Raw genomic sequence first — 18,336 nt, 5'->3', positions numbered from 1 at the left:
TGGATAAACATGTCAGTACCGATCATTGATGGTAAACAAATCTCTCAGGATATTCGCGCAAGCATTCAGCAAGAGGTCATTCGTCTGAAAGAGCACCGGTTTCAGCCGGGACTGGCTGTTGTATTGGTAGGCGAAGATCCCGCTTCGCAGGTATATGTTAAAAACAAGGAAAAGGCATGCCATGATCTCGGCTATTACTCAGAGGTTCACCGGTTAACAGCAGATACTTCGCAGGAAGCATTGTTGGAACTGGTGGACAAGCTGAACCATCAAAGTACTATCCATGGAATTTTGGTACAACTGCCGTTGCCAAAGCATATTCATGAAAAAGCTGTCATTGACGCCATTGCAGTGGAGAAGGATGTAGATGGATTTCATCCGGTGAACGTAGGAAATTTGGTCATCGGTGACGATAGTCTATTGCCTTGTACTCCTGCTGGAGTTATTGAGTTAATCAAGCGTGCTGGAGTAGAGATAGCTGGTAAACATGCGGTAGTTATTGGTCGCAGTAATATCGTAGGCAAGCCAGTGTCTTTATTGTTGCAGCGTGAAAATGCTACGGTTACGATGTGCCACTCCCGTACAGCGAATATCGCGGATCTAAGTCGACAAGCGGATATCTTAGTCGTTGCGATCGGCAAAGCCAACTTTATTGATGCTTCGTTCGTGAAGCCCGGAGCGGTAGTGATAGATGTGGGGATGAACCGTCTGGAGAACGGAAAGTTGGCGGGGGACGTTGATTTTGAGAGCGTGAAGCAAGTGTCTGGTCCGATTACGCCTGTTCCCGGCGGAGTAGGCCCGATGACAATTACGATGCTGATGCAAAATACGCTTGTAGCGGCCAAGCGGTCGCACGGTTTGGCATAAGGGCAGCTGCCTGTGGCTGAACAACGTATTTACTCTATAAAGGACCTGAATCGTTATATCCGGATGAAACTGGAATCGGATCAGGTGCTGTCTGATGTATGGATACGCGGGGAAATTTCTAATTTTACGCATCATTCGAGTGGTCACATGTACTTTACGCTCAAGGATGAGGGGAGTCGCATACGTTCGATTATGTTTGCAACCCATAATCAGCGGCTCCCTTTCGTACCGAAAGAAGGTACGCGTGTTATTGCCCGGGGAAACGTATCCGTGTACGAACGAGATGGACAATATCAGTTTTATGCAACTCAAATGCAGCCTGACGGCATAGGAAGCCTTTATCTGGCTTACGAACAGCTCAAGCAAAAGCTGGATGCAGAGGGACTGTTTGATACTGCTCGTAAGCGTAATCTCCCTGCCCATCCGGCAACCATTGGCGTGATTACGTCACCGACCGGAGCGGCTGTGCGTGATATTATTACGACACTTCAACGGCGATACCCGCAGGCTGGAATTGTGTTGTATCCTGTGCTCGTACAAGGAAAAGGTGCCGCACCCTCGATAATCAAGGCAATTGAAGCTATGAATCATATGCAAGAGGTTCAGGTGATGATCGTCGGACGGGGAGGTGGCTCGTTGGAAGAACTGTGGGCTTTTAATGAGGAAGCGGTTGCGCGCGCCATTTACGCATCGGTCATTCCGGTTATTTCGGCAGTTGGACACGAAACGGATTTTACTATTGCCGATTTTGTGGCTGACTTGCGTGCGGCAACGCCAACCGCAGCAGCCGAGTTGGCTGTGCCTAATCAGGCAGAGCTACGGGATCAGCTACTCCAGCGTGAGCAACGGTTGCGCAACGCCCTCCGGCAGCGGCTGGAAACCAGCCGTGAACGCTTGGCGAGGCTTCAGCGTTCGCCAGTTCTGCTGCACCCACGCCGTTATATGCTACAGCATGCAGAGCGAATGGACATGCTGCATCAGCGGCTGATTCGCGCAGCGGGTAACCGTTCGCGTTTGAACGCAGAAAAGAACGCACGTATGCGTCAGGTACTAGAGCGGTTTAATCCGCGTGAACAAATTCGTTCGGCACGCAAGCAGACGGATATGGCGCAACGTCAGCTGGAGTCTGCGATGCGTGCTATTACGAAAACGGGACGGCAGCAGTTGCACACGGGAATTCGTCAGCTGGATGCGCTGAGCCCACTCAAAGTCATGGCCCGAGGCTATAGCTTGGTATACGATGAGCAGGAGAAACGGCTGATTAAGTCGCTCAAAGACGTACAGCCGGGAGATTCCATCAAGATTAAAGTAAGTGATGGGCAGTTGGACTGCCAAGTATGGGGAATGAAGGAGGACGCGAAGCACGGTGGCGAATGAAACGGAATTGAATTTTGAAGCGGCTATGGCCGCTCTTGAAGAAATTGTCGGACAACTGGAGCATGGAGACGTTCCTCTGGAGCAAGCCATTGATTTGTTCCAGCGGGGGATGAAGCTGTCTCAGCTTTGCAGTCAGAAGCTGGAGCAGGTTGAACGTAAAATTGAAATGATCGTGGAAGAGGATGGAGATTTGCGCAAGAAGCCTTTTGGCGGTGGATTGGATGAAAACGGCGGTGAAGGGCTTGAATAGACCGTCGTTCAAGGAATATTTGACCGGGACGACGGATGTAGTTTCATCCGCACTGATCGAGCAGTTCCCGGTCGATTGGAACATTCCCGCTGTTCTTCGAGAATCCATGAATTACTCACTTACCGCAGGCGGAAAACGGCTGCGGCCTCTGCTTGTGATCGCTGCTGCTGAAGCATTCGGTGGAAGTAGGGAAGCTGCGCTACCAGTGGCATGTGCGGTAGAAATGGTACATACGTACTCCCTCATTCATGACGACTTGCCAGCCATGGATGATGATGATTATCGGCGAGGTAAGCTGACGAATCATAAGGTATACGGCGAGGCGGTTGCTGTCCTTGCGGGTGATGCTTTGTTGACCCATGCCTTTTACAGCATTGTGCAAGCAGGACGGCGTCACGGTGTTTCATCCGATGCGCTATTGTCCATTGTCGAGGATTTGTCCGAAATGAGTGGCGCGCGGGGCATGGTAGGCGGACAGGTTGCCGATATGTCAGGCGAGCAAGGAATGACGGGGATCGAGGAACTGGAATATATCCATCTTCATAAAACTGCTGATTTGATTATTTTCTCGCTCTTGGCAGGTGGACGGATTGGTGGGGCGGACAAGAGTCAATTAGAGGCGCTTCGCCGTTTTGGACGAGACTTGGGGCTGGCTTTTCAGATACAGGACGATATACTGGACCTCATAGGCGATGAGAGCAAAATGGGTAAGAAAACGCAAAGTGATGTTGAACAGGAGAAGGTTACCTATCCGTATTTCATTGGTATGGACGCATCTTTGCAGCAGGTGGAGAAACTCACCGCATCTGCTAAAAAAGTGATAACAGAGAGCGGTATTCCCGATTCTTCTCGTTTGCTGGAGATAGCCGATTACCTGATGAAGCGTGATCGTTAGTTGCCTTAGAGCTGTTTTGACTTGTCTGCGTTTAAGCACAGTCAAAAAGTGTGATATAATACTTGTTAACTTTACACACAAACTTGAAGGAAAGCGGGGAGATATGCGTGCTGCTTCCACACATAAAGCAACCAGGCGATCTGAAATCACTGTCGGTTGAGGAGTTGGCTTCTCTGGCCGAGGAAATCAGGAGCTTTTTGATTGAGAAGCTGTCCGTGACTGGGGGGCATCTGGCATCGAATCTGGGAGTGGTTGAGCTCACGATCGCCCTGCATTATTGCTATAACAGTCCGAAGGACAAGATGATTTATGACGTTGGGCACCAAGCCTACGTACACAAAATATTGACAGGGCGAATGGATCGTTTTGATACACTTCGTCAGCGTGATGGACTTTGTGGTTTTGTAAAAAGAAGCGAGAGTGAGCATGATGTTTGGGAAGCCGGTCATAGCAGCACTTCTCTGTCGGCCGCAATGGGAATGGCTTTGGCTCGAGATTTGAAGGGCGAGGACAATAAAGTCATTGCAATGATCGGAGACGGCGCGTTGACTGGGGGGATGGCCTTCGAAGCGTTGAATCATATCGGACATGAGCGCAAAAATTTAATGGTCATTCTGAATGACAACGAAATGTCCATAGCACCTAATGTGGGGGCCATGCATAATTATTTGAGTAAAATCCGCTCGGACCGTCATTATTTGCGAGCAAAAGATGAGCTGGAAGTCTTGCTGAAAAAAATACCCGCGATCGGCGGTAAACTTGCCAAATCGGCTGGCCGTGTCAAGGACAGTCTTAAATATATGATGGTGCCTGGTGTACTGTTTGAGGAACTGGGACTTACGTATCTCGGTCCAGTGGACGGGCATGATTTGCCGAAGCTAATCGAAACCTTCCAGCAGGCTGATAATGTCACTGGCCCTGTATTGGTGCATGTCGTAACCACCAAGGGCAAGGGCTATAAACCTGCAGAGGCAGATTCACACAAATGGCACGGAATCAGCCCTTACAAGATTGAATCGGGTCAGGTACTCAAAGCTGTAGGTAATCCGATGTATACGGAAATTTTCGGCCGAACGCTGATTGAGCTGGCTGAGCAGGATGAGCGCATCGTTGCGGTCACGCCTGCTATGCCTGGTGGATCAGGACTGGTACCGTTTAGTAAAGAGTTTCCTAGCCGTATGATTGACGTCGGCATTGCTGAACAGCATGCAGCTACCATGTGTGCTGCGTTGGCAATGGAAGGGCTGAAACCGGTGTTTGCGGTGTATTCGACTTTTATGCAGCGTGCTTATGACCAGATTGTGCATGATATCTGTCGTCATAATGCGAACGTAATGTTCGCGATTGACCGTGCAGGTTTTGTTGGGGCTGACGGAGAAACTCATCATGGCGTGTTTGATGTGGCATTCTTACGTCATATCCCGAATCTTGTGCTTATGATGCCAAAGGATGAGAACGAGCTACGCCATATGATGAAAACAGCGCTCGATTATGAAGACGGTCCAATTGCTTATCGTTACCCGCGTGTTAATGTGGTTGGCGTGCCGTTGGATAAAGAATTACAGGCTATTTCCATCGGCAGTTGGGAGTTCCTGCGTAAGGGTGAGGGCTTTGCTGTAATTGCATCAGGACCGATGCTCCAGGTGGCGACAGAGGCTGCGGAGGCGATGAAACGTGAAGGGTTGCAAGTGGGCGTAGTGAATGCCCGTTTCCTGAAGCCTTTGGACGAGGATATGTTGCGTGAGCTGGCTCGTCAGCATACGAAGCTGATCGTATTGGAAGAAGCTTCTGAAGCAGGAAGCTTGGGTAGCGCTGTACTGGAATTTTACGCCAAAGCCGAAATACAAGAGGCGCAAGTGCGCCTAATGGGGATTCCCGATCTGTTCGTGGAGCATGGCTCCATTAAAGAGCAGCGTGCTGAAGTAGGGCTTACCATTGAAGATGTATGCTTAAAGCTGCGTAAATGGGCTGCTGAACCAGCATATGGCATGGGACAGTCCGTATAGGGTAACTTGAAGCGAAGACCATGACGTTTATAAAAAGTATGACAAGAGCAGCCTGGCTGCCTAAAGGGAGATTAACATGTCTGTTCCGAAGGAACGCATTGATGTATTACTTGTAGAACAAGGCTTTTTTGAAAGCCGTGAAAAAGCTAAAGCTGCGATTATGGCTGGTCTAGTGCTGGCGGACAGCGAACGGATAGAGAAAGCGGGTATGAAGGTACCACGCGCCAGCGAGCTTAAAGTTAAGGGCTCGGTGCATCCGTATGTAAGCCGTGGAGGATTAAAGCTAGAGAAGGCCATTCGTCAATTTGAGCTGGATATGAAGGGCAGGACAATGCTGGATATTGGTTCGTCCACTGGAGGTTTTACGGATTGTGCACTTCAGCATGGAGCGGAATACGTATACGCCATTGATGTGGGTTATAATCAGCTGGATTGGTCGCTTCGTAATGATGAACGAGTATGCGTAATGGAAAAAACGAATTTCAGATATATGACACCTGCGGATTTGAATGGTTCTGTCCCGAATTTCGCAAGTATTGACGTTTCGTTTATTTCATTACGTATTATTTTGCCCCCGTTGCTTGCCTTATTGCATCAACCTGCTGATATTGTAGCTCTAATCAAGCCGCAATTCGAAGCTGGACGCGAAAAGGTTGGAAAATCCGGTGTGGTCCGTGATCCTGCTACGCATAAAGAAGTGTTGCAGACCATTCTGATGTTTGCGCATGAGCTTGGACTTACGCTGCAAGGTTTGGCTTATTCGCCTATTACAGGTGGAGAAGGCAATATTGAATTTTTAGCGCATTGGCGTTTGGATGGGCTTCCTGCTGCAGAATCGCAGCTGGAGAAGATGGATTTCAGACCACTAATTGAACGTACTGTTCAGGAAGCAGGGCAGACTTTTAATAATGGTCCATCGCGTAAGTAACATTCAGGGGTTCTCCATGAGTTCTGTGAACTTAAGGGAACCTCTTTTTGGTGTGAGGGATTGATTATAGAACTCACGTTCGCCTATAATGAGATGTACAAAGGAAAAGGAATTTTACATCTTGTCCTAGAATATGTCCATGAGGTGATCGGTCCATGGACACAAGATATGATACGATTATCATCGCTGTAATCGGGGTGATATTAGGGATATGGGCTTTATATAGCCTGCGTGCCTGGTTGAAGGAGCCAGGGCCGCTTGTGCTAAAGACAATACCGATTAACGAGGATTTGGATGAAGGGCCTGCTATAGATATACTCGAAGAAGCAGGTTATGAAGTAGTGGGTGGGAAAATGAAAATACCGCTTGCTTTTAAAGTGAATGGACATACCGTGTATAGCCGTTTGTTTATAGACTACGTGGCTGTACGAAACGGTTCGACATATATGGTCAAAACGTCACGCCGCAAGAAACCAATGGAGTGGAGTGGTCCTGATTTACGGGACAGGCTCATGCCGTATTTGTTGCTCTATCCGGGTTGCGCGGGTGTATTGTACGTTGATACGGACGAGCGAAGTATTCGCCTTATTACATTAGTGGAAGACCTCGAAGAAGAGGAATATGAAGGTTAATCCATAGGAGGATTATATGAAGGGTCAACGACATATTAAAATTAGGGAAATTATTTCACAACATGAGATTGAGACGCAGGATGATCTGGTTGAAGCATTGCGTAAGGCTGGTTTTCAGGTCACACAGGCGACCGTATCGCGTGATATCAAGGAGCTGCTGCTGATCAAGGTTCCAATGGACGATGGCAGATATAAATATTCAATGCCTTCAGATCAGCGCTACAATCCGGCCCAGAAACTGAAACGTACGTTGGTCGATAACTTTTTGCATATTGACTACACAACCAATCTGATTGTGATGAAGTGTCTGCCGGGAACAGCCAACTCGATTGCTGCTTTATTGGACAATATTGAATGGTCCGAGATTATGGGTACGATTAGCGGAGATGACACCATTTTGATTATTTGCCGATCGGAAGAAAACAGCGAAGCTATCGTGAATCGTCTTATGGGCTACATTTCCTAATTATAATGGCTACGCATATTAGGCGTTTTAATTTGTACATCATAGAGGTGAAAGAACGATGCTGGTCACTTTGTCTATACGGAATTTGGCGGTCGTAGAGGCCGTCGATGTTCATTTTTATAAAGGGTTTCATGTCTTGAGCGGGGAAACAGGTGCTGGTAAATCCATTATTATCGATGCGCTTGGGCTGATTGCAGGCGGTAGGGGCTCTGCTGATCTAGTACGTTACGGTTGTGATAAAGCAGAGATGGAAGCCTTGTTTGAGCTGCCGGTAAAACATCCAGTTTGGAAAACACTTGAGGAACAAGGGATTAAGGCCAATGCGGAGGAGCATTTGCTGATTCGTCGCGAACTTACGGTTCAGGGGAAAAGCTCTTCTCGAATTAACGGCCAGATGGTTAATTTAACAATGCTGCGTGAGGTAGGTGAGCAGCTCGTCAATATCCACGGGCAACATGAGCATCAAAGCCTGCTACGTGCAGATCGCCATCTGGCGCTTCTGGATACGTTCGGTGATTCGGTGATCGGTCCAGTCAAAACGCTTTACCGTGAGCGTTACAATGCTTTTGTCAAAGCGGAAAAAGAAGTAAGAGAACTGCAAAGCTCCAGTCAAAAGGCTTATCAGCTTTTGGATATGTACCGATTTCAATTAGAAGAGATCGCTGCGGCGGAGTTGAAATTGGGAGAAGATGAATTATTGGCAGAGGAACGGGTCAAGCTATCCCATAGTGAGAAAATGATGGATGGGATATCAGGAGCATACGAACTGCTAAGCGGCAGAGGTGGGCTGGATACGATCAATAACGTATTGTCCAGATTGAACGATGTCCAAAGCTATGACAGCAAAAGCCTTCAGCCTATTGCGGAGCAGATTCAGTCTGCTTTTTACCAGTTAGAGGACGCAGCATTCCAATTACGTTCTTATCGTGAGGATATTGAATTTAATCCAGGCAAGCTGCATGAAGTGGAGCAACGTTTGAATCAAATTACCGGATTACAGCGAAAATATGGTGATAGTATAGAGCAGATTTTGGAATACTATAGCCGTATTGAGCAGGAAACCGATCTGCTGGAAAATAAAGATGAGCGGCTGGAGCAGCTCATTGCAAAACGGGATGAGTTGCTTTCCGATTTGCTGGAGATTTCGGAAGAGCTTACAGAAGCACGTGAAATTTGTGCTGAAGAGCTTGCAGAGCAAGTGGAGCAGGAGTTAAAAGACCTGCAGATGGAAAGAACGTCACTCAAGGTGCGTATTGATCCAATTGAAGATCCACGCGGATATGAGTATAAAGGTCTGAAGGTAAGACCTACCAAGCAAGGCATAGATAATGCGGAATTTCTTATTTCCCCCAATCCAGGTGAGCCACTACGTCCACTTGGTAAGATCGCTTCAGGCGGTGAGCTATCACGTATCATGTTGGCGATGAAAAGTATTTTTGCGCGTCATGATCAAATTCCAGTACTCATTTTTGACGAGGTGGATACCGGGGTGAGTGGTCGTGCAGCTCAATCCATTGCCGAGAAGCTATATCGTTTATCTTCCGTTTGTCAGGTGTTTTCCATTACTCATTTGCCACAGGTGGCATGTATGGCAGATCATCAGTACCTTATTGAGAAAAATGTTCATGATGGACGGACCATGACTCAAATTGAGGGACTTACGGAGGACGGGCGTGTCAAGGAATTGGCACGGATGCTGGGCGGCGTGGAAATTACCGAAAAAACATTGCATCACGCACAGGAAATGCTGAATTTGGCGGAAGGAAAGAAAGCCTGAAAAGAGCGGCTGGCGTAATGTTTAACAGTTATAAAAGCCTGGGGGCAAGGTTACCTTATAGGTACGCAATTGGCGACCACCTTTACTCGTCAAGCGAAAGAAGCAAAGGGAGCGTGACAGCCATTGAATTTTTACTCCAGGATCAAATTGCTCGGTCTTTTGCTTGTTTTTCTTATGTGTTCTATCGGTAACGCTCAGTATGTGCAAGCAGCGCTGCCTCCACAAGCTTCTTTGGATTTGTTCGGCTCTAAAAGCATGAGGACAACCCAAGAAAGTGTAGTCCCCGATTTAAAAGTATACCCGGGGGGGCAGACGATTGGGGTCAAAGTAAAATCTTCAGGAGTGCTTGTCGTCGGTCACCATATCATTCAGGAAAGTAATGATCGTAAGGTGTCACCTGGTGAAACAGCAGGGATTCGCCTAGGGGATCGAATTACACACATGAACGGCAAGCCACTCAATAGCCTGGCAAGGGTTGCTGAGGCAGTAGACGAAGCAGGTAAGAACAAAAAACCGCTCGACATCACGCTTTGTCGAGGGGAGCAGACCATTTCCACCAAGTTAACACCAGCATATGATCAAGATGATAAAGCGTGGCGGCTTGGGTTGTATATTAGGGACTCGGCTGCAGGTGTAGGTACATTAACGTTTTACGCACCGGACCAGGGTGTATACGGGGCCTTGGGTCACGTAATTACCGATATGAATACCCAAACCCCTATTGTCGTGGGGAGCGGAGAGATTGTGCAATCCAATGTGACGTCAATTGCGAAAAGCCAAAGTGGGGAACCAGGAGAAAAACGCGCTCATTTTCTCAAAGATCATCGGGTATTAGGAAATATTGAACGAAATACGAATTTCGGAATCTTTGGGAAAATGTCAGATGAGCCGCAATATGGATTGTATTCGACTCCTATTCCAGTGGCTCTTGCGAATGAAGTAAAAGAAGGACCGGCAGAAATTTTAACTGTGCTGGAAGGTCAACAAATTCAGCGGTTTCAGGCGGAAATTGTACACATCTCTCAGCAGGACAAACCAGCAACCAAAGGACTTGTGATACGCATTGTAGATCCAAAGCTACTGGATAAGACCGGGGGAATCGTGCAAGGAATGAGCGGTAGTCCGATTATCCAAAATGGTAAGCTTATCGGGGCTGTGACACATGTATTTGTGAATGATCCTAAATCAGGTTACGGTTGTTTTATCGAATGGATGCTGCGCGATGCAGGAATCATGCAGAATAACGTAAGCTTGAAATCATCTTCTAATCTTAAGGCGAGCTAGTGGCCTTAAGATTTTTTTGTCGAAAAGCAGGGGAATAACTCATAATTGCAAGATAAAGAATCAATTATAATAGAAACTCTAAAAAAAATAAATAAAAATAATTTTCGACAGAAGGAATTCATAATTCGATGTCGAAATCATATACTCCGACAAGAAATATTTATATACTGTAAACAGATATCACAATGGAATATCACTCAATGAGGAGGAAGTACATTGCAAAAAATTGAGGTATTGTTGGCTGATGACAACCGGGAATTTACGAATTTGCTTGCTGAATATATTTCCGATCAGGAGGATATGGAAGTTACAGGAATCGCCTATAACGGCGAAGAAGTGCTCCAACGCATCGCAGAATCCCGCAACATACCTGATGTACTTATTTTAGATATTATTATGCCTCACCTGGATGGTCTCGGTGTGTTGGAGCGTTTGAGAGAAATGAACCTGACTCCACAGCCGAAAATCATTATGCTGACTGCATTCGGTCAAGAAAATATTACACAAAGGGCCGTACAGCTCGGGGCATCTTATTATATTTTGAAGCCGTTTGACATGGAAGTGCTGGCTAACCGTGTTCGCCAATTGGTGGGACCGCAGTTAGTTAGCAGCAGTCCGGTGACCATTTCATCCATGCGGTCCAACGTAGTACCTATGGGTAAGACGAAAAACCTGGATGCCAGTATCACAGCCATCATACATGAAATTGGTGTACCAGCTCACATCAAGGGCTATCAATATTTACGTGAAGCCATTACGATGGTGTACAATAATATCGAAATTTTGGGAGCCATCACCAAAACATTATATCCGGCAATCGCCGAAAAGTTCAAAACGACGGCATCTCGCGTAGAACGCGCCATTCGTCATGCTATCGAGGTAGCATGGACCCGAGGAAATATCGACAGCATTTCACATCTGTTTGGTTACACCATTAATATCAGTAAGTCCAAACCAACCAATAGTGAATTCATAGCGATGGTGGCAGATAAGCTGCGGATTGAGAATAAGGTGTCCTGAAAGAGTCAGAATGATTTATGAAGCAAGGGATTTTTGTGGTTTGACGTTTATCAATGATAATTGCAGGGATGGCTTCTAATCTCCAAAACAGCCGCCCAGATTACCGATAAACTTCTGAATAGTAGAAAACTAATACCGCCTTTTTATTGGTTCTTCCAAGAACCAGTAAAGGAGCGGTATTTTTTGTGAACGATTTTCAATTTCAACTGGACAATTTAAAGTTTTCTTCAATTATCGTCATTTCATTGCTATCAGTCGTCGTTCTACCAAGGGAGAGAGTTGGAATTGTTATTGAACTATTGCTTGATCGACAAGCTCTATAAGAAATATAATTAAAACAATCTTTCAAATGAGGTGAATCGGATGTCATTCCGTATTGTTCGAGGTATTTAGTTTCCGGGCTGGAAAAAACGCGTACCAGCCGTCAAGGGAGAAGTCTATCCTTTTGGCTACAAAAACTAAAATTCTGAATGATATCGGTCTGCTAACTCGTAGTTTTTATCCTTAATTGGAAGGTGGAAGAAAAATGAATTCAATAGAATATAAAGAGTTTTATGATAAGGTTGGAAAAATCAACGGATGGGATTTCAGCAATGTGAAATGTATCTCCAAAGGAGTAAAATGGGACTTCTACAATGAAGTGGCGAAGACATGCAAGAAGTCGGATATATTGCTTGATATCGGTACTGGCGGTGGGGAAGCAATTTTATCAATAGCAGATTCTGCATTACTTCTAGTTGGGATTGACCATTCCACCGGAATGATTGAAACAGCAACCAAGAATTCTGCTGAATCAGACATAGCAAATGTTCGTTTTCTCCAGATGGATGCTGAAAATCTAAATTTTCCTGAGAACTTCTTTAATGTAATCTCTTCTCGACATTCATGTTTTTATGCAAAAGAAATAGCAAAGGTGTTAGTAAAGGGTGGCATGTTCCTGACACAGCAAGTAAGCGAAAACGACAAATTAAATATTAAAGAAGCGTTTGGAAGAGGACAGGCATGGGGTGCTAAGAAAGACTCGTTAAAAGCTAAATATATTACCGAATTAAGTGATGCGGGCTTTAACGATATACAGTCATTTGAATTCAATGCAAACGAATATTATCAGACTCCTGCTGACTTAATATTCCTCTTGAAACACACTCCGATTATTTCTAACTTCGGAGAAAAAGAAATTGATTTTCAAATACTCCAACAATTTATTATAGACAATCAAACCGAAATAGGAATAAGGACAAATTCAGAACGATTTATGGTGATTGCTAGGAAGTAAAACATAAAGGGATACCCGTTTCTGGGTATCCTTTTTTTAAAACTTATAAGTTTGATGGAATAAGTGAATAAAGATTTTCAGCATCTCCCTCCCTATATGACGGTACAATTGTTGGGGATTATAAAACATAATGCTCTCCACGAGGTTATAAAATAAACCTGAATCAGTTGCACCAACCATCACGAAGGGAAATTTTCCTTTTGTAAACAGTTCTGAAATTCTCTTTAATTTTGATATAAACAAAGTGTCGTTTCTTGTCGATATAGTATCTAATATAAAGAGAACTGAGGAGCGTATATATGAAATTTAACATTCGAACAAAATTGATATTGGGTTTTTTAGCGGTAATAATCCTTTTGATCGTGATTAGTACAGTATCTATCTCAAAAATGAAAAACCTAGGTGACACTTCGATGGCAATTGATAGCCATTGGATGCCAAGTGTGACCATACTGGGAACACTAAATGGTGATGTATCTGATGTAGAGCGGATTTCATTAAACATTATTGTAGAACGTGACCCAGAGGAAATGGAGAAGGTTCAGGCCGAATATGATAAGGTTTTAAAAAAGGTTGAGGACGGCCGCAAAACATACGAAAAATTAATTGCTACCCCTAAAGAACGCGAAATGTACGAAGAATTCTCTAAAAATTATACGGAGTATTTGGCTAAGTTGCCTGAAGTGATCGAAGCAGGTAAAGCCAATGATTATGCTCAATCAAGCATCCTTCATCAAGAGACCTATAAGTTGTGGTATAGTTCAAACGATATGATCAGTCAGCTCATTAAATTGAATGCAGATGGATCTAAACAGACTACGAAAGAAGCAGTTGACAATTTTATTTCAGGGAGACAATTGGTCATCGTTTTGAGTATAGTAGCCGTTATATTAGCATTGATCATGGCAATCATCATAGCCCAAATTATTTCTAAACCTATCTTGCGGATCAGTCGTGCTGCTGAAAGTATTGCATCGGGTGATCTTACAAGTGAAGCTATCATTGTGAAGGGCAAGGACGAGATCAGTACGTTGGCACATTCCTTCAATGTCATGGTTGAGAACCTTCGTCAACTGATTCAATCTGTGAGTAAGACGACTGAGTTGGTAACCACTTCCTCAGAAGAATTGACGGCCAGCGCAGAGCAAAATAGCCAAGCTTCTGCACAAATAACCGAAACGGTGCAAGAAGTAGCTACTGGAACAGGAGACCAGGTAGATATGGTGACGAAATCGTCCCAAGCTATTGAGGAAATGTCTATCGGTGTTGAGCAAATCGCCATCCGCGCGCAAAATGTATTCGCATCTGCGCAAGATGCGGCCCATAAATCGGCTGAAGGTAACCAGATGATTCAACAGGCAGTTACGCAGATGAATGCCGTGAATGATTCGATGAATGGATTGGCAGATCTCATGGCTGGATTGGGAGAGCGCTCAGACGAAATTGGCAAGATCATTGATGTTATCACCAATATTTCTAGTCAGACCAACCTTCTTGCCTTGAACGCTGCGATTGAAGCGGCCCGTGCAGGAGAACATGGTCGCGGATTTGCTGTAGTTGCAGGCGAAGTTCGCAAGTTGGCTGAACAATCGGCTCATTCAGCTCAACAAATTACGGAGCTAGTGGGATTGATTCAAAAGGATACTACCCATGCTATTGAGGCGGTAGCGTCTAACGGGAAGGATGTCATGACAGGTCGTGAAGTTGTACAAAATGCAGGCGCATCCTTTGAACTAATTCAGGAAACCGTAAATAAAGTGGCCAGTGAAATTGAAGAGGTTTCTGCCGGATCAGAACAAATGTCTGCAAGTACAGATGAGATTGTTGGTTTTGTCAGACAAATTTCAGCGATTGCTGAGGAAGCCGCAGCAGGGACACAACACGTATCTGCCGCAACTCAGGAACAGCTGGCGTCCATGGAGGAAATTGCTTCATCTGCAAGAAACCTGTCTACGATGGCAGAGGATCTGCAAGGGCAAATTGGTAAATTCAAAGTATAATTCGTATACTGCTTTTTATGTTTCAGAGGAACTAGCTGCTCTATTGTGAGCGGCTTTTTTCTTTTTTTATTAATATATTGTGATTAAAGGGTGGAGATATGAGGAATCTGTAATTGGAAAGATATGATATAATGGTGGGAAATTCTTTGGGTTGGAGTGACATCATGGACTATAAGACTGAACTTAAAGCAAGTGACCTACGTCAGTTAGCGATAGAAAAAATCATAGCTACACCATTTTTGAATGATTTTAAATATCTGAAAAGCAGAAAAGTTTTGAAAAAAGAAACCAAGGAATTTATATTTGGAATTTGTTTTGGTGCGACGAAATATGGTGCATTAAAAGTTTATATTATCGTGGAATCCAAAAGAATAAAAAAGAAGTATAGTACTGGGGCTTGTTTTCACAGTGAGCTGATTGCTCTCACCAAGAAATATACGGGAAACAGGGATTACCTTGTGTCCACAGAAGCAGAAAGAGAACGGGTGATCCAAGAGATTATTGAAGATATCTACACTTTCGCGTTGCCCTTTTTCAAGCGATTTGAACATGTAGAAACACTAGCAGAACAAGTACATAAGTCAGGCTTTTTACCGCATCGCAAACGCTTTGATAAGTTTAATCCTTTGACGAAAAGATTCATTGATTTTTATTATCAAGGGGAGTAATGTAGCCATCTGGGACATTTTTGTTCTCACCATTGGGCAGTAGGTAAGCATTTTGATAAGGAGAACGAATTCAATGGGGGGGATATTATCGTTTTTCAAAAGGATGATGTACAATTTGTAAAACGGGGCAATGTACTCCTTAGGAAAAGATGATTTACCTAATATGCTCAATTTCTTGCTTAGAGGCGAGTCGGATATTGCACTGGAGGGTACGTTTTTTATATGGGAGACAATCGGATGAACAGCACAGAGGCTGTATAACGGGTATAATTTCAATGAATAAAGCTATAGGCTAAGTCATCGCATTGAACGGGCTAGTGGTATTAACCCAATTGATTCTAAAGCAAAGGCGGGGATGAGAGCATGTGGAATAGTCTGATTTGGGTGTTCTTCGGCGTGTTGTTGGTGGCGTTGGGTTGGATTGTTAAAGCAAGGCGTAGTCGCAGCAGCAACAAACAAGTGCATGAACAGCGGGGCAGTAATGTCGTTGAATTTCGTCCTCGTAAGTCCGCTCGACAATCCCGCACCGGAAATGAATCTAAGTCTAAAGTGTCTTCCGGTTCACGCGCGAATGCAAAAGCAGCAGGTATTCAGGCGCAAACTGGGTTTGGACTGTCTGACTCTATCCAGGGCACAGGCAAGCAAAAATGCTCCTTTTGTAAAAAAGAAGACAAATTAACCTTCTATGCGGATGACAATGGATCGCTGTATGGGGTATGCAAAGAGTGTAAGCATAAGGCGGAAAGACAGGATATGTTGCCACTTTAGTTTATACAGACGATTGAGGACCATCATAAAAGAATTCTTATAATTGATAAAAACTCCCAACCGTATGTAAGTAAATTGGTTAGGAGTTTTTTGTTTGTGCTTTACATTGTTATCTAATTTGCCTGTCAATCAATTCCTCAAGCGCATCTGCTATGTGATCTGGTCCATAGGATAGCTCTTCCCGGCTTAAGCTCAACCAGGCATGACGCTCATCCATATCAAAGGCAGTCTCCAGCCAACCAGATAACCCTTTGCCCCTGCGGTCTACTTCTACAAGCACATGCACACCCTCGGGTTCCAACTGCATAATCAGCTCCAGCTCCTCGATATCACGTGCATACTCTGATCCGGGCGTAAATTCAAATTCCTGTACATACGGAACACCGCGTCCCAGCTTAGGGTGACGTTCGCAGGTGGAGGAGCGGAATCGGAAGCCCAACAGGTGAACCGCCTCAAACACTGTATTCATATAGGGATGTGGCTCGATTTTTAGTGAATCACGATCGGTCGGGTCCAAAGCCATGCCAATATCTAATGCTGTTTCCAGCCAGACGGGCTGTTTGACGTGAGTAACAGGAGTTTCCAACGGCAATCTGAAGGAAAAAGGAATTTCAAGCTCCTGTCCTTGCTGTAGATGAAAGCCATCAGATACCTTGATCCGTGCAATGCAGCAGGTGGTGGTAGTTTTTTTATCATCGTGCTCTACGATATATTCAGTCTTGAGCTCAATGTCAATTTTGCCGATTTCCTGATCAATCTTGCCGCCTTTGATGCGCATGATACCACTAAGTTCTTCCCCAGGCACATATACGGCTTGATCTACCAGTGTATCGACTTTAGCTGAACCGATTCCTGCGCTTGCTAAGATTTTGTTGAAAAAACTCATTATTCCGTCCCCCCAGATAACCTCATGGTCATGATATACAAACGAAAACTAAAAACTTGTACAGCTTAACCGGATATACGGGGCAATGGTTCGAATCGTTCCAAAAAAATGCAAGAAAAAAGTAACTGGTACTCACGTAGGCATATTGCAGCTTGTCGATCTATCTGTCTACTAATCGCAGTTCACTTTATGAGGAGGTATAAAGCAATTTCGACAGCGAGGCTCATAAGCCTCAGAGTCACCGATCATCACAATAGGTCCTACAGTGGAAGGTTTACCATTTACCATACGTTGCGTAAATACTGCTTCCGAGCTACCGCATACAGCGCAAAAGGAAGTCAGCTTCTCGATATCATCCGCCATGGCGAGTAGACCACCGACATAGCCGAACTCCTTGCCTCGATAATCCAGATTCAGCCCATCGGCAATTACATGCTTGCCGCAATAAGCTAGCTCTTGTACAAGCGACATAATATGACGACTGAAAAACTGGACTTCGTCAAAGGCAACCACGTCGGCATCTTTTGTTTCTTGTAAAATACGCTGAACGAGCTCATCTGTGAGTTTTCTGGGGATAGAGATAGCGGGCAGCCGATATCCGATCCGGCTTACTATTTCGTCCTCGGCATAGCGGTTATCTTCAGCGGGTTTGTAAGCGACCACTTTACGATGCCCGTATTGGATTAGTTTTTGACAGCGGCGAATCAATTCGCCGGATTTTTCACTGAACATGGGGCCTGTAATAATCGTAATTCGTCCTGTAGGCAAAGCGAATTCCCCTCTCTGTAACATGTACATAACACTGTAAATCTTCTTCTCCGAAAGAAAACGCCATTATAGATTACCATAACCAGCCGCATACAGACTAGAGAAAATATATTGTTTTTCGACATGTTGTGTATGTCTATTCCTAAAACGTAAATGTGGTCGTCATTGCTCTGCCGCCTCTGGCATGATATGGTGAAGCGTAGTGGAATGAAGGGAAGAGTGAAAGGCATGGACGAAAAAAATACGGATTATAGTGCCAAAAAAGGAGCATTACTGGAGCAAGGGCTGATCAGCCCGCAAGCTCTAGAACTCATCACTGAGCTGGAGACAGAGCTGAGCTTTCTGCGCAAGCAAAATGAATCATTTCGCAAGGCGCTGCGAGTCAAATCAGCACAAAGTCCAAGGATGTCTACTAAATTACGAGATGCGCTGTATGAATGATATGGAAAGATATCTGGATTAAAGGGT

General features: G+C 44.9%; 18 protein-coding genes. 16 read left to right on the top strand and 2 right to left on the bottom strand.

Annotated elements, in window-relative coordinates:
- The first annotated feature begins 9 nt into the window (after window positions 1-9).
- The 15 genes from folD (at window position 10) to ACM1ND_RS16365 (ending at window position 16,214) form a co-directional block, all read left to right on the top strand.
- On the top strand, window positions 10-867 hold the full coding sequence (folD, locus tag ACM1ND_RS16435; RefSeq protein WP_418026318.1) for a bifunctional methylenetetrahydrofolate dehydrogenase/methenyltetrahydrofolate cyclohydrolase FolD: 858 nt from the start codon (window positions 10-12) through the stop codon (window positions 865-867).
- A gap of 12 nt (window positions 868-879) precedes the next feature.
- A complete protein-coding gene (gene xseA, locus ACM1ND_RS16430; RefSeq protein ID WP_071558533.1) occupies window positions 880-2,244 on the top strand; it encodes an exodeoxyribonuclease VII large subunit in 1,365 nt (454 codons plus the stop codon).
- Window positions 2,234-2,494 carry an exodeoxyribonuclease VII small subunit gene (xseB, locus tag ACM1ND_RS16425; RefSeq protein ID WP_013310814.1) on the top strand — a complete coding sequence of 87 codons (261 nt, stop codon included), beginning with the start codon at window positions 2,234-2,236 and terminating at the stop codon, window positions 2,492-2,494. Before xseA ends, xseB begins: the two co-directional genes overlap by 11 nt.
- Entirely contained in the window at window positions 2,466-3,389 is a 924-nt protein-coding gene (locus ACM1ND_RS16420; RefSeq protein ID WP_418028035.1) for a polyprenyl synthetase family protein, read from the top strand. The genes xseB and ACM1ND_RS16420 overlap by 29 nt, the downstream gene beginning before the upstream one ends.
- A gap of 107 nt (window positions 3,390-3,496) precedes the next feature.
- Window positions 3,497-5,395 carry a 1-deoxy-D-xylulose-5-phosphate synthase gene (gene dxs, locus ACM1ND_RS16415; protein WP_418026315.1) on the top strand — a complete coding sequence of 633 codons (1,899 nt, stop codon included), beginning with the start codon at window positions 3,497-3,499 and terminating at the stop codon, window positions 5,393-5,395.
- A 76-nt stretch (window positions 5,396-5,471) separates the two neighbouring features.
- Window positions 5,472-6,323, top strand: coding sequence for a TlyA family RNA methyltransferase (locus tag ACM1ND_RS16410; protein WP_023989243.1), 852 nt, complete (start codon window positions 5,472-5,474; stop codon window positions 6,321-6,323).
- A gap of 155 nt (window positions 6,324-6,478) precedes the next feature.
- Window positions 6,479-6,955 (top strand): hypothetical protein, encoded by a 477-nt coding sequence (locus ACM1ND_RS16405; RefSeq protein WP_028540597.1) that lies wholly within the window; start codon window positions 6,479-6,481, stop codon window positions 6,953-6,955.
- A 16-nt stretch (window positions 6,956-6,971) separates the two neighbouring features.
- Window positions 6,972-7,421: a transcriptional regulator AhrC/ArgR gene (gene ahrC, locus ACM1ND_RS16400; RefSeq protein ID WP_013310809.1), complete on the top strand. Its 450-nt coding sequence runs from the start codon at window positions 6,972-6,974 to the stop codon at window positions 7,419-7,421.
- Between the two features lie 58 nt (window positions 7,422-7,479).
- Window positions 7,480-9,198 carry a DNA repair protein RecN gene (recN, locus tag ACM1ND_RS16395; RefSeq protein ID WP_023989241.1) on the top strand — a complete coding sequence of 573 codons (1,719 nt, stop codon included), beginning with the start codon at window positions 7,480-7,482 and terminating at the stop codon, window positions 9,196-9,198.
- A 123-nt stretch (window positions 9,199-9,321) separates the two neighbouring features.
- Window positions 9,322-10,482: a SpoIVB peptidase gene (spoIVB, locus tag ACM1ND_RS16390; RefSeq protein WP_023989240.1), complete on the top strand. Its 1,161-nt coding sequence runs from the start codon at window positions 9,322-9,324 to the stop codon at window positions 10,480-10,482.
- A gap of 216 nt (window positions 10,483-10,698) precedes the next feature.
- On the top strand, window positions 10,699-11,502 hold the full coding sequence (gene spo0A, locus ACM1ND_RS16385) for a sporulation transcription factor Spo0A (RefSeq protein WP_023989239.1): 804 nt from the start codon (window positions 10,699-10,701) through the stop codon (window positions 11,500-11,502).
- Window positions 11,503-12,028: 526 nt separating this feature from the next.
- Window positions 12,029-12,778 (top strand): class I SAM-dependent methyltransferase, encoded by a 750-nt coding sequence (locus tag ACM1ND_RS16380; RefSeq protein ID WP_023989237.1) that lies wholly within the window; start codon window positions 12,029-12,031, stop codon window positions 12,776-12,778.
- Between the two features lie 299 nt (window positions 12,779-13,077).
- Complete coding sequence (locus ACM1ND_RS16375) at window positions 13,078-14,778, top strand: methyl-accepting chemotaxis protein (RefSeq protein ID WP_023989236.1); 1,701 nt, start codon at window positions 13,078-13,080, stop codon at window positions 14,776-14,778.
- Window positions 14,779-14,891: 113 nt separating this feature from the next.
- On the top strand, window positions 14,892-15,446 hold the full coding sequence (locus ACM1ND_RS16370; protein ID WP_235322285.1) for a hypothetical protein: 555 nt from the start codon (window positions 14,892-14,894) through the stop codon (window positions 15,444-15,446).
- Window positions 15,447-15,809: 363 nt separating this feature from the next.
- On the top strand, window positions 15,810-16,214 hold the full coding sequence (locus tag ACM1ND_RS16365; RefSeq protein WP_418026312.1) for a hypothetical protein: 405 nt from the start codon (window positions 15,810-15,812) through the stop codon (window positions 16,212-16,214).
- 109 nt (window positions 16,215-16,323) lie between these two features.
- Here the strand turns inward: ACM1ND_RS16365 and ACM1ND_RS16360 are convergent, their stop codons facing one another.
- Window positions 16,324-17,100: a sporulation protein gene (locus ACM1ND_RS16360; RefSeq protein WP_068941560.1), complete on the bottom strand. Its 777-nt coding sequence runs from the start codon at window positions 17,098-17,100 to the stop codon at window positions 16,324-16,326.
- Between the two features lie 171 nt (window positions 17,101-17,271).
- Window positions 17,272-17,868, bottom strand: coding sequence for a thymidine kinase (locus ACM1ND_RS16355; RefSeq protein WP_023989232.1), 597 nt, complete (start codon window positions 17,866-17,868; stop codon window positions 17,272-17,274).
- A 207-nt stretch (window positions 17,869-18,075) separates the two neighbouring features.
- On the opposite strand from ACM1ND_RS16355, the gene ACM1ND_RS16350 reads away from it, so the two are divergent.
- A complete protein-coding gene (locus ACM1ND_RS16350) occupies window positions 18,076-18,309 on the top strand; it encodes a hypothetical protein (RefSeq protein ID WP_418026311.1) in 234 nt (77 codons plus the stop codon).
- Window positions 18,310-18,336: the final 27 nt, after the last annotated feature.

Source organism: Paenibacillus sp. JJ1722, from assembly GCF_048282685.1.
In the GTDB taxonomy this organism is placed as follows: domain Bacteria; phylum Bacillota; class Bacilli; order Paenibacillales; family Paenibacillaceae; genus Paenibacillus; species Paenibacillus polymyxa_B.
The sequence above is the reverse complement of the archived record's forward strand: the minus strand, read 5'-3'. Positions and strand labels throughout refer to the sequence as shown.

What these genes read in the sequence shown, in the direction of transcription:
- recN (WP_023989241.1), top strand. Translation starts at nt 7,480, where the DNA reads ATGCTGGTCACTTTGTCTATACGGAATTTGGCGGTCGTAGAGGCCGTC.
- ACM1ND_RS16365 (WP_418026312.1), top strand. Translation starts at nt 15,810, where the DNA reads ATGTGGAATAGTCTGATTTGGGTGTTCTTCGGCGTGTTGTTGGTGGCG.
- folD (WP_418026318.1), top strand. Translation starts at nt 10, where the DNA reads ATGTCAGTACCGATCATTGATGGTAAACAAATCTCTCAGGATATTCGC.
- ACM1ND_RS16380 (WP_023989237.1), top strand. Translation starts at nt 12,029, where the DNA reads ATGAATTCAATAGAATATAAAGAGTTTTATGATAAGGTTGGAAAAATC.
- ACM1ND_RS16360 (WP_068941560.1), bottom strand. Translation starts at nt 17,100, where the DNA reads ATGAGTTTTTTCAACAAAATCTTAGCAAGCGCAGGAATCGGTTCAGCT.
- ahrC (WP_013310809.1), top strand. Translation starts at nt 6,972, where the DNA reads ATGAAGGGTCAACGACATATTAAAATTAGGGAAATTATTTCACAACAT.
- ACM1ND_RS16350 (WP_418026311.1), top strand. Translation starts at nt 18,076, where the DNA reads ATGAAGGGAAGAGTGAAAGGCATGGACGAAAAAAATACGGATTATAGT.
- ACM1ND_RS16375 (WP_023989236.1), top strand. Translation starts at nt 13,078, where the DNA reads ATGAAATTTAACATTCGAACAAAATTGATATTGGGTTTTTTAGCGGTA.
- ACM1ND_RS16410 (WP_023989243.1), top strand. Translation starts at nt 5,472, where the DNA reads ATGTCTGTTCCGAAGGAACGCATTGATGTATTACTTGTAGAACAAGGC.
- ACM1ND_RS16420 (WP_418028035.1), top strand. Translation starts at nt 2,466, where the DNA reads ATGAAAACGGCGGTGAAGGGCTTGAATAGACCGTCGTTCAAGGAATAT.
- ACM1ND_RS16405 (WP_028540597.1), top strand. Translation starts at nt 6,479, where the DNA reads ATGGACACAAGATATGATACGATTATCATCGCTGTAATCGGGGTGATA.